Genomic DNA, 12,547 nt, shown 5'->3' with positions numbered 1-12,547 from the left:
AGTACCAATAAACCTCTTCATACTATATGCAAATATTGCTTTACGCAAACTAAACATGAAAAGAGGCGGCAAGTTCTTACACCGTCTCTCATATCATTATACACCTAATTTTAGGCTAAATTACCATGGCAATTCTTATATTTTTTGCCGCTGCCGCATGGACATAAGGCATTTCGTCCGACTTCTTCCTTTTTACGGGCTGGAGCCTTCTTCACTTTCCCTCCATCTTCTTCCTTCGGATTGACCGCTTGTCCTTTTATGACTTCTTTTCGCTCTAAATTATTGCGAATTTCAGCTTTCATAATGTATTTAGCGACTTCATCTTCCATGGAGGCAATCATGGCTTCAAACATTGCGAAACCTTCCGATTGGTATTCACGAAGCGGGTCAATTTGACCATAAGCACGAAGGTGAATCCCTTGACGCAATTGTTCCATAGCATCGATATGGTCCATCCACTTGCTATCAACCGCACGAAGAACGATAACCTTTTCAAACTCCCGCATTTGATCTTCTGAGAGCTCTGCTTCTTTTTGATCATAGTCTTCTTTCACTTTACCTACGATAAATTCAACCAATTCCGATTCATTTTTTCCTTCTAAACCTTCTATAGTGATTGAACCTTCATTGAATAGGTTACCATTCAAGTAATCGACAAGACCTTGTAAGTTCCAGCCTTCTTCATCACCCATTGGAGCAAATGCAGCAACGTTACGCTGAATGGATGCCTCAATCATCGTCTCAACAATTTCACGTAAATTTTCACTTTCCATCACATCAAAACGCTGTTTATAGATGATTTCCCGTTGTTGACGTAGGACATCGTCATACTGAAGCAATTGTTTACGCGAATCAAAGTTATTACCTTCCACTCGTTTCTGAGCGGATTCAACGGCTCTCGTCACCATTTTACTTTGAATTGGCTGTGAATCATCCATTCCAAGACGTGCCATCATACTTTTCATATTATCCGAACCGAAGCGTCGCATCAGTTCATCTTCCATTGATAAATAGAATTGAGTAATCCCAGGATCTCCCTGACGACCGGAACGACCACGCAACTGGTTATCTATCCTTCGACTTTCATGACGCTCCGTACCGATAACAGCAAGGCCGCCAAGTTCTTTGACACCTTCGCCAAGCTTGATATCCGTACCACGGCCAGCCATATTAGTAGCGATTGTAACTGAACCTTGATTACCTGCATTCGCAATGATTTCTGCTTCACGCTCATGATTCTTTGCATTCAAAACATCATGAGGTATACCCTTTTTGGATAAATACGCAGAAATGACTTCAGACGTTTCAATGGCAACAGTACCAACGAGCACTGGCTGTCCTTTTGTATAACGCTCAGCGATGTCTTCCACAACAGCGCGGAATTTCCCATCCGTTGACGCGTAAATAAGATCGGCGCGGTCATCACGAACAATATTCCGGTTTGTTGGAATCGCAATAACATTCATATTGTAGATATTACGAAATTCCTCTTCCTCTGTCTTAGCTGTACCTGTCATACCAGAAAGTTTTTCGTACATCCGGAAATAGTTTTGGAACGTGATAGTCGCTAGAGTCATGCTTTCATTTTGAATTTCAAGGCCCTCTTTTGCTTCAATTGCCTGATGAAGACCTTCACTGTAACGGCGGCCCTTCATTAAACGGCCAGTGAATTGGTCGACGATAACAATCTCGCCTTCTTGAACAACATAATCCACATCCAAATGCATGGAAACATGCGCCTTCAAAGCCTGATTAATATGATGGTTTAAGGTAACATGGTTGATATCGAATAAGTTATCAATATTAAATGCTCTTTCAGCACGGTTCATACCTTCTTCGGTCAGCTGAACACCTTTTGTCTTTTCATCATACGTATAGTCCGTTTCTTTTTGTAACGTCCTCACAAAAGCATTTGCTTGGATGTAAAGCTGTGCTGATTTTTGCGCTGAACCAGAAATGATCAAAGGCGTTCTCGCTTCATCAATCAAAATTGAATCGACTTCATCGATGACAGCAAAATGCAACGGGCGCTGTACCATTTGTTCTTTATACAAAACCATATTGTCACGCAAGTAATCAAAGCCTAACTCATTATTCGTGCTATAAGTAATGTCAGCATTGTAGGCGGCTTGTTTTTCTTCTTTAGAATGACTGTTCAAATTCAACCCGACAGTCAAACCCAGGAAATCATACAATACACCCATCTCAGTTGCATCACGGTGCGCCAAGTATTCATTGACAGTCACGACATGCACACCTTTACCAGTAAGAGCGTTTAAATAAACCGGCATGGTTGATGTTAATGTTTTACCTTCACCCGTTTTCATCTCGGAGATGTTTCCATCATGAAGGGATGCCCCACCCATGATTTGAACACGGTAAGGATACAAACCAAGAGCTCGTTTTGCCCCTTCACGCGCAACTGCAAAAGCTTCAACAAGCAAATCATCCACGGTTTCCCCGTTTTGATAGCGCTCCTTAAACTCCTCTGTTTTGGCGCGCAACTGCTCATCCGATAACGCAGCTGTCTCATCAGCCAGCGCTTCGACCTGATCAGCGACTTTTTCCAGACGCTTAATTTCTCGCTTATTCGGATCAAAAACTTTATTTAATATATTAAGCATTCAATAACGCTCCTCTATTATGGTAATGATCATTCAATAACACATTCATATAAGTAAGAAGAAACACACCTTCTGTTAATACTAATCCAAGCTTAATTTTAACACTTCTATTCTAGAGGTACAACTTCATGTCACTCTATGTCTATGGACCTGAATTCAATTCTTACGAAAAACAATGGATAAAAGAGGGGTAGAGCTGTTAAAATAGAGGGAAGTATCAAAAGTACCTTACACATTCCCCCACTTTTCATATGAGTCTTTAACAAGACAAACGAAAATGCGGATTAAACACAACCTTCTATTAATAGATATTTTTGGTCCCTCTATACTGATAGTCAGTTGAAGTAATCTAGCTTTTCAGGCTTCCTATTCCTGTGATTTTATGTGGGTTTAAAACTTATAAATTGAAGATAAATAGAACATGTTTCGAGGTGGTATTGTTGATTGGTGAACGTGTAAAAAAACTGCGAGAAGAAAAGAAAATGTCAATGACTGAACTAGCCGATAAAGCCGGAGTAGCAAAGTCATACTTAAGTTCGCTCGAGCGGAACTTACAAACGAATCCTTCTATTCAATTTCTTGAAAAAATCTCCGCTGTACTTAACATTCCTGTAGATGCCCTTCTTTACGATGTACCAAATAAGGAATCCTTGGACACTGACTGGATGAAAATTGTTGAGGAAGCCATGAATTCTGGCGTTTCTAAACAACAATTCAGAGAGTTCATTGAGTTTAATAAATGGAGAAAAGATAAAGAAGAATAGATAAATTCTAAACTATCTACACAAACATAAATAGTACTGCTCTATCAAACTAGTCTTGATAGAATTTCACACAATAAAATAATCCCTATAGACAGCTATGTTGTAAATCAACTGTTTATAGGGATGTTTTTTTCAATCATTTTTTGATTCTTAGTTTTCATTGTTCTCCTCTATTGACACATTAAGATTCTCTTTTTGTAAAAAAGCACTAATTTCTTCTTTCTTAAAACCCAATTTCCTAGCTTCTGCAATCAACTTCACCCATTCTTGATCCACTTTCACTTAAACCACCTCTTTTATCCTCCTAAAATACTACTTGTATGTATTTTAAGCAGACCAGTCCATCTTAGTATCAAGCAACCTTAGACCTATGCCTTGCGACCTCACCTTTCGCTAAGTTTGCCTTTGTCAGGGTAATTATTACAAATACTATATTTAGTATCTTATTATAGCTAATATCGACTCCAAATATTGCTATTTTATGTCGCTAATTTACCACAATATACAACTTTTTATCGACAAAATATTACAAAATCAAGAAAATTAATGATAGTTTTTGTCTATTTTATGTACAAAGCAAGATGGTTCCAATGTTTCATGTTCGTTTTTTTACAAAATAATAAACATTGCCCTTCTTATTCAAACGATGGTGCATATTAATTCTTTCCATTGTAAGTGCATCAAAAGCTTTTTGCGCAGACAAGTCCTCACCACAGGTCGGACAAGTTGCCATATTCTGCACTTCTAAAAGACGCCCTATGGCATGTATAGCAATTTTCCTGATACAATAATCCACTCCCTATGCACTATAATCAAATGTTTTATTCAAATGAATTTTTGTTCTTTTTAAAGAACTTTAATTCAAGTGCAGTACAATAGGGGAGTATTCAAACGAGTATAAATACCCATTTATCTTATTAAAGAACAAAAGTGCCTTTTTAAAGAAAATATTATACTTTCCGTACTTCATTGTATTTTTTAGAGAACAATGAAATTCCCAGAGACCAACCAGTTAATCGATAATATTTGATACCTCGCTTTCAACAGAAGAATTTACTTATTATAAAGACACTTATCGAATTGCTAATTAGTCAGCTAAATAATCAGGAATGAAAAGGGAATGAAAAATAAACAATCATTGACCTCTTTGGTTGAAACTGATGGTTGTTTTTCCAGAACTATAGAACTCCTTAGTCTAAATGGACATGCAATGGATAGAAGTAAAATTTAAAAAGCACAACCCATAGTCTGGGTTGTGCTTTTGTTTATAGATTCATATTAACTAGGTTCAATTAATCCGTAGCGCCCATCTTTACGACGGTACACAACATTCGTTGTATTTGTATCCGCATTGGTGTAAACGAAGAAACTGTGACCAAGCATATTCATTTGCAGAATCGCTTCTTCACTATCCATTGGCTTCAAATCAAAGCGCTTATTGCGGACTACTTCAATATCAGTATCATCTTCAAATTCGTCCACCATTTCATCAGTTTCCGTATTAAAGGCGAACGCCTCAGGAGTTGTAGATAAGTTGTTACGGAATTTACGATTGACTTTCGTTTTATGTTTACGAATTTGGCGTTCAAGCTTGTCATTAATCAAGTCAATGGCAGCATACATATCCGCATTTTCCTCTTCAGCGCGAAGAACCAAATTCTGCATTGGAATCGTCACTTCGACCTTGGATGTATTATTGTTCACTTTCAAATTCACTAACACATTTGCATCTGGTGTATTGTTAAAATATCGTTCTAACTTGCCAATTTTCTTTTCGACGTATTCTCGAATTGCTGGAGTTACCTCAATGTTTTCACCGCGTACGTTGTAATTCATAAAGTGAGTCCTCCTTAAATTAAGACTATACAGTTAGATTCTACAATACCCCTCCGGTTTCCTTTAGAAACACATCACGAAATATGTCGAAATTATGAAACAATTGTCGGAAGGTTTGGAAAGGGTTGATGTCTGCCCTAGCTTTATTATAACAAATGTAACGCTATAAAGAAAAAATTAAGCCCTTAATATTTACAAAAAATTAAAAAATATTTAACATTAATACCGTTTGGAATTTAAACGGCTAATTAATATCTAATTTCTTTTATCGTAGAACATGCCATCTACTGATAGACTTTCATACGGGTTCGTGTATTTATTAGATGATTTTTTCTTCTTATTTATTTCCTGGATGTCCCGCTTTATCTCCAGCCTTTGAAGATTCAGCAAGCGATCGACCTGTTGGTTAAGCAACATTATTGCGCGGCCAAGCTGTTGCTCTTCACCAGTAAAAGGCGGTTTGATTTGAGAAAGAAGTTCATCTCGCTGATCAATCAGCTGTGTGACCCTTTCTATTTTATCATCACGTTCTGCAATCGTCCTATCTTCCAGAACGGCAATTAATTCAACAGTCAAATCATGAAAGGTTTGAATGATCATTACACTTGACCGCTTTGTGTAAACTGTTTTTTCCTGTTCATCTGAATTACTTCCTTCCAAGTATTACGGAAGTCAGTAACGAGTCCCTCCACCTCTTCCAAGGCAGCAACATCATTTTTCATATTCGCCTCTACCAGACGGCGATTCATGAAATCATACAGACTCATCATTTCTTTGGATACTTCGACATCCATATCCAGCGTCACCATCAATTCATGGACTATGTTTTGCGCCTTAATGATGTTCGTATTCTTCGCTTCGATATTACCAGCTTTAATGGCTTTCTTCCCAAGCATGATGAACTTTAGGCAGCCATTATACAGCATTAATGTAAGCTCTCCCGGAGATGCTGTATTGACTGAATTCTGTTGATACGAATGATATGGATTATTTATCGCCATATTTATCTCCCTTTCCGGCTTACCTTAACTAAAATAAGATGCTAACGATGCACTTTGGCTGTTTGCCCTTTGAATCGCTTTTTCCATAGCTGTGAACTGATTGTAGTAGCGCGATTCCAATTTCGTTAACTTTGCTTCAAATGTTGAAATCTTCTTATCCAGCCCATCAACCAATTTTCCGATTGTAAAATTGTTATTAACATATCCAGCTTTTCCGGCTTTTTCAGTAATCACCTTCATGGATGATTCTATATCATCCCGTAACCGGCGCGCGAGGCCTTTATCGCTTTTCTCCGTTCCATTGGCCATGAACATATCATAAATCGCATTTGGATCTTCACTAATGGCTGCCCGGAGCTTGTCCTCATCAATCGTTAATTTACCGCCCTCCAAATAATTCTTGGTCGTAGTGATTCCCAAACTGCTGAGATTGTTTTTACCTGTGATCCCATCCACCGAGGTGTATAGAGATGATCGCATTGTGGTTAGAAGACTTTTTAGTGTCGAGTCACTTTTTAACGTTCCGCTCTTCGCTTTCTCTTCCCACATCTTCACTTCATCTTCTGTCATTGCCTTCTTTTGCTCAGTGGTAAGCGGGGTAAAGGAGCGATATTTCGCTTCACCCGTTTTATCCTGAACCTTTTTAATGATTTCATTGTATTTATTCACAAACTGAGTGATTGTGTCCAAGATGGAATCCACATCAGCCGTTGATGAGAATGTGACGGTATCCATCGTTTTCTGCTTAACCGTTATTTCTGCTCCATTGATTTGAAACGTATTCGAAGGTCGGGAAATGTCCAGTCCATTATAAGTAATCGTTGCATTTTCCCCTATTGTGCCGCCAGTCCCTTCATTGTTACTGCTCATTTTTAACGCAGCAAAAAAATCTCCGGTACCCCCTAATTCAATTTCAGGGCGATCTTTTACATCACCGGTATTTTTAGCAGTGATGGAAAACTTCTGGGAGGTTTCATCAAAAAATAGAGTCACTCCCGAGTTAGCATTAATTTTATTAATAACACTCTCTAGCGTATCGTTTTCATTAAGAGTAAGCGTATACGGTTTGTCCATTGTTACTCCATCTTTTACTTCCGTATCAAAACCGCCATCTTTATTGATGGCCAGTATCGTAATATCTTGAGGTGTCGTGATACCCAATTCCGATAGTTTCTTTTTGGAGTCAGTAACAGCTGATTTCTCCGTACTTGTCATGGTTGCTGCTTTGGCAAGCCCGTTCACCTTGATATTTCCAGTAAAATCACTGGTCGAACTCACATTTTTCACCGATACTGCATCTGGATTCGATACCGATATTTTCTTTTTAATAAAGGATGACTGCTTCCCAACCCCATCACGAATGAGTCTATCCAATTCTGATAAAGATGTATTTATCGAGCGGTAATCATCCCGCTGCCACTCGGAATACTGCTTTTTCTGTGTTAATTTATCCAATGGCACCCGTTCCGCCTGCATCATACTCTTAACTAATTCATCAATGTCCATTCCACTCGCAAAACCACTGATTCGTACCACAATTGATCACCCGCCTATATTTTTTCATCCACCATAATCCCGACAAACTCTGTCATTGCCGCATAGAAATCCAGTAACTTCTTAGGAGGGATCTCCCTGATCGTCTCATCCGTAACGTCATCCACAACCTTGACATAATACTCATTCAGCTCCTCATGATACTCAAAACGAATGGCCGTATGTGTTGGATCCAGGAAGGCGTCCAAACTTTCCACTACTTCTTTCACCTTTTCTTTTGCAGGCTCATTATTAGATTCTACACTTTGTTCTGAATAGGCAAGCGTATTCATTTCACGTTGATAATATGAACTAATTCCGTCTGAGATTGCTGTTCTAAGTTGTGAGGAAAGAATATTCGTGGACAAACTCTCCAGCATCTAAATAGCCCCCAATATGATATCTTTACTTTTTATATCGGTTCTGAAATGAAACTTTACAGTGTACATACAAAGGATTTATCATTAAATAGAGAACAAACATTCTACCATTGGAGGGGATAACGTTATAGAATGGGACTAAGAAGAAGAGTATACACTCTTATATAAGGAGGTTTTCATGATTTATCTTACTGAAATCCAGAAAAATATATTATATGCCAGTATTATAAGTGACGGTTAAATTACGAAAATTTATAAAAATAGCAGGAGAAAGAACAATAGCTACCGGGAACACTACGGCACATCTCAGGAAGATTATCGAAAATGGAAAATTTCCTTTTTTGATGGATTATTGTATATCACTCCGGCTAGCCAATGTGTCCGTTCCGCTTCTTTGGAATTATTCACAAATTTATTTCCTCACTTTTACAGCAAAGATGGAACTAAACATCTCCCTTTCACATTAGTGAAAAATTGCCGTTTACCACATTTCCTAACTATTCTATACATGGATGATGGCTCATTAAGCATCTCATTTAGGATAAATCATAATAAGAGAATTATATACCTCACACCGCATATTTACCTTTACCTTCAATGCTATCCTAAAGACGAATTAGAGAAACTAAAGGAACTATATTTACCACATATCATTTATCCTTAAAGTTGAGTTCTCGTAAGGATGGTTATGGATATATTCTAAAAACTACTTCTGTTAAAGAAACTTTTCGTTTCCTCAAACTAATCGAACCTGTAGCAAAAACTTGTTCTTCTATGCTATATAAAACCTCTTGGGAATTCCGAAATCAAAAGGAAATACTCAGATGGAAATCTAAGTATCCTGATTACACGATTCTTACCAGCAGTTCAGATCGATCTAAACCCTATTCTCAAGATGAAATTAAATTACTAAGACAACTTAAAGAAAATGGTTATACAACAAATGAAATTGCAAAGATGCTAAAAAGAAGTTATTGGTCAGTTACTTACAAATGGCAAGACATCAAAAAACTAGACTAACTCCACCTCGTGATTGTATCGAGGTGCTAGACCCTATCAATAGTAATGCTTATCTAACCGAGTGCTTTATATAACTGTTGTTCCGGGTAACTGATTTCCTTCTTTCTTTAGGACATTCAGTTCACAATTTAGCCTCTCAATTTCATTTCGCATATTCTGCTATCCTTTTCATTTCATAACTTCACTTCCATCTCGTCCAAAATAAGAACCTGTTCCTTGGTCCATTTAAGCTGTGTTTGAGGAATTCCTTCTGATCTTGTTGGGCCTTATCCATCCTGATTCCACCCTAGTATTTTCATTCACCCTTAACTCTACTTTTTTTCCATGCTTCCTTCTATACAAAAGAGACCCTAGCAAAACTAGAGTCTCTTTCAAGTAATCTAAAATTAACGAAGAAGTTGTAAAACTCCTTGTGGTTGTTGGTTCGCTTGCTTCGCGACTATGTCTTTCGAACATAGAATAGACTATATCTTCACCCATATTATTCTATGGGGCTGGGCACTTCGAATGGCTTATGCCACCCTACGGATTTCATTGTCATAGCCTTCGCCTTAGACTGTATACCCTAGTCGTTGAACCTTCTCCAGAGTTTCCTCAAAGGAGCTTGGCTGCTGATTATCCATTGGATCATCTTCATCATTTTCAAACCTTCACGCTTACCGTTTCCAGTTACGTTGTGGTTGATGTAGCTTTAGGAAGTTCCAGCAATTCACCCAGTTATAATTTTATCCATTACTAGATAAAACGCCCTTCAAATTTACCTTAGAAGTTGTAAAACCCCTTGAGGTGCGGAATTTGCTTGAGCCAACATTGCTTGTGATGCTTGCGCCAGGATAGAGTTTTTAGTTTGCTCCATCATTGTTTTTGCCATATCTGTATCACGGATACGTGATTCAGCAGCAGTCAGGTTTTCAGAAGAAGTACCTAAGTTGTTGATAGTATGCTCTAAACGGTTTTGGTTAGCACCTAGTTTAGAACGTTCAGCTGATACTGTGTCAATTGCAGTTTGGATTTTTGTGATAGCCGCTGATGCGTTTTTAGCATTAGAAACATCCAGGCCAGATTCAACACCTTTAGAATCTGTACCATTGCTTACATTTGCATCAGTTGTGAACCCTGCACCAGAACCAGTCAACCCAAGAGCACTTGCACGCATGTCACCAATTTCAAGTGTCAGGCTTTGGTTTTCGTTTGCACCGATTTGGAATTGAAGACCTGAGCCAGCTTCAACAGCATCTTTAGCCTCTACAGCTGCTTTTCCTGCTGTATCTTCTGTGAATGTTGCACCTGTTGGTGCTGTTGCTGATTCAAAACCTGAATTCTGTGTTAATACTAGTTTACCACTTGCATCTTTACTCGCAGTGTACTTAGTTTTTAAATCTGTATCAGCATTTATTGCTGATACCAACTCATCTACATCTTTAAAATCTTTTGCTCCACCAGCATCATAAGCAAAGTCTTTCCCATCAATTGTAATATCCGCTGTTGGTCCAGCTATTGAATATACACCAGCTACTGCATCTTCTGCTGCAACAGCATCTTTAGCAAGAGTAGCCGTGTCTTTAGAACCATTCAATAATTTCTGTGTATTGAATTCAGTAGTATTACCGATACGGTTAATTTCAGATGTTAATGAATCCATTTCCTTTTGGATTTCTCCACGGTCACTAGTTGTATTAGTATCAGTTGATGCTTGTGTAGCAAGCTCACGCATACGTTGCAGAATGTCTGTAGTTTCGTTCAATGCGCCTTCGGCAGTTTGGATTAAAGAAATTCCATCTTGGGAGTTACGGGAAGCTTGGTCCAAACCGCGGATTTGTCCACGCATTTTTTCAGAGATTGCAAGACCGGCTGCGTCATCGCCTGCACGGTTGATACGCATACCTGATGCAAGTTTCTCCATTGATTTTGATTGTGCATTCGTTGCACTTGATAATTGACGGTGCGTGTTTAGAGCTGAGATATTGTGATTGATAATCATTTATGTTTCCTCCTTGAGTTTTAAGTTCCCACATCCATGTGGTTTTTTACGATGGATAGTGAATAAGACGCCCGTCTATATCACTACTCATCGTTGTATATGTATTATCGACATGCTCAGAAACATATTTAGAGATTTTAAGATTTTTTCTTGAAATGTTCATATAAATTTTCCAGAATACTGGTTTCTGTTTTAGTAGCTTCATTATTTTCTTGCTGAATAGATAGATAGATTTCTTTTCGATGAATCTCGACATTTTTTGGAGCATTGATACCAAGTTTGATCTGTTCGCCTTCTATAGCTAAGACCGTAATTTCAATATCATTACCTATCATGATCGATTCATTAGATTTTCTAGTTAGGACAAGCATTATTTTTCCTCCTGTTCTACTGAAGGTTCAATAAGAAGATGCTTAGTCATGTAGCCACTTCCATTCATGATAAACTGCTTTCCTGTTTTTTTAGAGCTATTTAAAATGATAGGAGCTTGAAGATTAGCGGTCGTTTTATTGAATGGTTCGTGGATCGTTAAAATCACGAACATAATGACTTCCTTTTCTGCTTCTATTCGCAAAGTAGATAGTACCTCATCAGTAAGATTCACTTCATAATCGTGAAAAATATCAAAAGGGTTCAACATGATAAAAGCAACCTCTTTTGTTGTTATAGATTGCAGAACGACAAATGGCGTTTCCCCCAAAGCTAGCAAGCAAAACTGTTTTTCTTCTAAAAATCCTGGTATCCCGCTTTCAAATACATAAATCTCTTTCTCTGCCAATTCGAGTTCGTTATGAAATTTTGTCTGTATAATCATATATGTTCTCACTCACCTATCTCATCTGGAAACAAATTAATGAAATCTATATCCAGTGAATTTTCTTGTAAAACTTCCACTTCTACATTACCTGGCGTGTATGTATGGTTTGGTTTATTAACCTGCACATCGATGATCGGTTTTTGAGGGGTTGCTTCAATTTCTACCTGGGCCGGTTGATAGTCCATCTGAACACTGAAATGAGAGGGAACCCAACCGAGATTGAATTGCTTTTCTGGCCCCTTGCTGTTTTGCCTGGCTTGATCAGCGAGTGCATTACCGCCTTTTTCAATATGCCTCAGCTCCGTGCCCTGCTGTGACCTTCTTGCCATACCTGCCAGCCAATCCTGATAGCCCCGCTGTGCAAATTCCTCAACTCGCTTGGATAGGCTTTTCAAATCCATATCTTCTCTCGCTTTTGTTTGATCAATCGTTAGCTTCCCTGGGGTTATCTGAATTTCTAAGATTGCTCTCGGCTGTTCAATTGATTGGTCCGCTGCCTTCTGTTCAATTTCCTGTACAGGTTGGTCTATATTCAATCCAATCTTCATTGAGACAGACTGCAATTGTATTTGTGGCATTTGCATCCTTACC

At 38.3% G+C, this 12,547-nt stretch carries 13 protein-coding genes and 1 riboswitch; of the genes, 2 read left to right on the top strand and 11 right to left on the bottom strand.

Annotated features, from left to right (window positions below):
• Positions 1-110: 110 nt before the first annotated feature.
• Entirely contained in the window at positions 111-2,624 is a 2,514-nt protein-coding gene (secA, locus tag ACQKMR_RS00680) for a preprotein translocase subunit SecA (protein WP_427695543.1), read from the bottom strand.
• Between the two features lie 440 nt (positions 2,625-3,064).
• Here secA and ACQKMR_RS00675 point away from each other — a divergent pair, with 440 nt between their 5' ends.
• Positions 3,065-3,388, top strand: a complete 324-nt coding sequence (locus tag ACQKMR_RS00675; RefSeq protein WP_427695542.1) for a helix-turn-helix domain-containing protein — start codon at positions 3,065-3,067, stop codon at positions 3,386-3,388.
• A gap of 150 nt (positions 3,389-3,538) precedes the next feature.
• Here the strand turns inward: ACQKMR_RS00675 and sinI are convergent, their stop codons facing one another.
• The 6 genes from sinI to flaG form a co-directional block, all read right to left on the bottom strand.
• Positions 3,539-3,670, bottom strand: a complete 132-nt coding sequence (sinI, locus tag ACQKMR_RS00670; protein ID WP_427695541.1) for a DNA-binding anti-repressor SinI — start codon at positions 3,668-3,670, stop codon at positions 3,539-3,541.
• 46 nt (positions 3,671-3,716) lie between these two features.
• Positions 3,717-3,802, bottom strand: a riboswitch (cyclic di-GMP riboswitch).
• 864 nt (positions 3,803-4,666) lie between these two features.
• Positions 4,667-5,224, bottom strand: a complete 558-nt coding sequence (gene hpf / locus ACQKMR_RS00665; protein ID WP_427695540.1) for a ribosome hibernation-promoting factor, HPF/YfiA family — start codon at positions 5,222-5,224, stop codon at positions 4,667-4,669.
• 255 nt (positions 5,225-5,479) lie between these two features.
• Positions 5,480-5,824, bottom strand: a complete 345-nt coding sequence (locus ACQKMR_RS00660) for a flagellar protein FliT (RefSeq protein WP_427695539.1) — start codon at positions 5,822-5,824, stop codon at positions 5,480-5,482.
• On the bottom strand, positions 5,824-6,225 hold the full coding sequence (fliS, locus tag ACQKMR_RS00655; RefSeq protein WP_427695538.1) for a flagellar export chaperone FliS: 402 nt from the start codon (positions 6,223-6,225) through the stop codon (positions 5,824-5,826). The genes ACQKMR_RS00660 and fliS overlap by 1 nt, the downstream gene beginning before the upstream one ends.
• Before the next feature lie 24 nt (positions 6,226-6,249).
• Entirely contained in the window at positions 6,250-7,761 is a 1,512-nt protein-coding gene (locus ACQKMR_RS00650) for a flagellar hook-associated protein 2 (RefSeq protein ID WP_427695537.1), read from the bottom strand.
• Between the two features lie 14 nt (positions 7,762-7,775).
• Positions 7,776-8,138 carry a flagellar protein FlaG gene (gene flaG, locus ACQKMR_RS00645; RefSeq protein WP_427695536.1) on the bottom strand — a complete coding sequence of 121 codons (363 nt, stop codon included), beginning with the start codon at positions 8,136-8,138 and terminating at the stop codon, positions 7,776-7,778.
• Between the two features lie 241 nt (positions 8,139-8,379).
• Here flaG and ACQKMR_RS00640 point away from each other — a divergent pair, with 241 nt between their 5' ends.
• The gene (locus tag ACQKMR_RS00640; RefSeq protein ID WP_427695775.1) at positions 8,380-8,802 is read left to right on the top strand and encodes a hypothetical protein; all 423 of its coding nucleotides are present in this window, start codon (positions 8,380-8,382) and stop codon (positions 8,800-8,802) included.
• A gap of 1,113 nt (positions 8,803-9,915) precedes the next feature.
• On the opposite strand, the gene ACQKMR_RS00635 is transcribed toward ACQKMR_RS00640, so the two are convergent.
• From ACQKMR_RS00635 to ACQKMR_RS00620, 4 genes are all read right to left on the bottom strand, one after another.
• Entirely contained in the window at positions 9,916-11,139 is a 1,224-nt protein-coding gene (locus ACQKMR_RS00635) for a flagellin (RefSeq protein WP_427695535.1), read from the bottom strand.
• Between the two features lie 137 nt (positions 11,140-11,276).
• Complete coding sequence (gene csrA, locus ACQKMR_RS00630) at positions 11,277-11,510, bottom strand: carbon storage regulator CsrA (RefSeq protein WP_056524408.1); 234 nt, start codon at positions 11,508-11,510, stop codon at positions 11,277-11,279.
• Positions 11,510-11,953, bottom strand: a complete 444-nt coding sequence (gene fliW, locus ACQKMR_RS00625; protein WP_427695774.1) for a flagellar assembly protein FliW — start codon at positions 11,951-11,953, stop codon at positions 11,510-11,512. Before fliW ends, csrA begins: the two co-directional genes overlap by 1 nt.
• A gap of 8 nt (positions 11,954-11,961) precedes the next feature.
• Positions 11,962-12,540 carry a DUF6470 family protein gene (locus ACQKMR_RS00620; protein WP_427695534.1) on the bottom strand — a complete coding sequence of 193 codons (579 nt, stop codon included), beginning with the start codon at positions 12,538-12,540 and terminating at the stop codon, positions 11,962-11,964.
• Between the last annotated feature and the right edge of the window lie 7 nt (positions 12,541-12,547).

Source organism: Peribacillus sp. NPDC096540 (assembly GCF_050278525.1).
In the GTDB taxonomy this organism is placed as follows: domain Bacteria; phylum Bacillota; class Bacilli; order Bacillales; family DSM-1321; genus Peribacillus.
Note: the sequence above shows the minus strand (reverse complement) of the source record. Positions and strands in the feature narration are given on the sequence as shown.